General features: G+C 66.7%; 1 protein-coding gene. It reads right to left on the minus strand.

The features are described 5' to 3' along the window. Positions 1 to 1,203 (minus strand): beta strand repeat-containing protein (locus METUNV1_RS19870; protein WP_043360510.1); only part of this gene is annotated, 1,203 nt, incomplete at both ends.

The raw sequence follows: 1,203 nt of genomic DNA on the forward strand, positions 1-1,203 counted from the left end.
CGAAGGACGAACCGGAAATGCCGGCGTAACCGGTGTTGAAGGCGCCACCGGAGGCGTTGTCGATGGCCAGCGTGCCACCTGCGAGGGTGCCGCCGGAATTGAGCGTGCCGGTTGCACCGTTGAGGTTGAGGGTTGCGTTGGCGTTGTTCAGCGTGCCGACGAGGTTGAGCGCGCCGCGGTCGGCATCGGCCGGTCGGACCAGGGTATTGAACGATGCGGTGTTGAAGCTGCCACCGAGGAAGAGCGTGCCGCTGTCGAGCTGTATGCGCGCGTTGGTGCCGGCGCTGGACCAGGCGTCGCTGAGGCTGAGGATGCCGCCGTTGGCGCGCAGGGTGCCTGCGTTGGTCCAGGTGTCGGTGGTGTTCCAGGCATTGACGACGATTTCGCGGCCGGCGGTGGCCGCTTCGATGGTGCCGGCGTTGGTGCCGTTGTTGCCGAAGTAGATATAGCCGCCGTTGGAGCCTGCGACGGTGACGCCTGAGCCGATGGAGAGCGAGTAGGTGCCGGAGCCGTAGCCGAGGTAGTTGTTTGCGCGCACCGCGTTGTGGCTGCCGCCGAACAGGATGGCGCCGTTGCCGGCGATGCTCCATGCACCCGAGGTGCCGCGCAGGAAGGTGGAATTGCCATCGGAGGCGAGGGTGACCGAGCCGTTGTCCAGCGTCAGCGCACCGACCACGCGCAGGTCGCCGCCGTTGGCGATGGTGGTGCTGCCGGTGAGGCGGACGTTGTCCAGGGTGGCGACATTCGTGCCGCCGAAGGACGAACCGGAAATGCCGGCGTAACCGGTGTTGAAGGCGCCACCGGAGGCGTTGTCGATGGCCAGCGTGCCACCTGCGAGGGTGCCGCCGGAATTGAGCGTGCCGGTTGCACCGTTGAGGTTGAGGGTTGCGTTGGCGTTGTTCAGCGTGCCGACGAGGTTGAGCGCGCCGCGGTCGGCATCGGCCGGTCGGACCAGGGTATTGAACGATGCGGTGTTGAAGCTGCCACCGAGGAAGAGCGTGCCGCTGTCGAGCTGTATGCGCGCGTTGGTGCCGGCGCTGGACCAGGCGTCGCTGAGGCTGAGGATGCCGCCGTTGGCGCGCAGGGTGCCTGCGTTGGTCCAGGTGTCGGTGGTGTTCCAGGCATTGACGACGATTTCGCGGCCGGCGGTGGCCGCTTCGATGGTGCCGGCGTTGGTGCCGTTGTTGCCGAAGTAGATATAGC

The organism is Methyloversatilis universalis FAM5, assembly GCF_000214035.2.
Lineage (GTDB): Bacteria > Pseudomonadota > Gammaproteobacteria > Burkholderiales > Rhodocyclaceae > Methyloversatilis > Methyloversatilis universalis.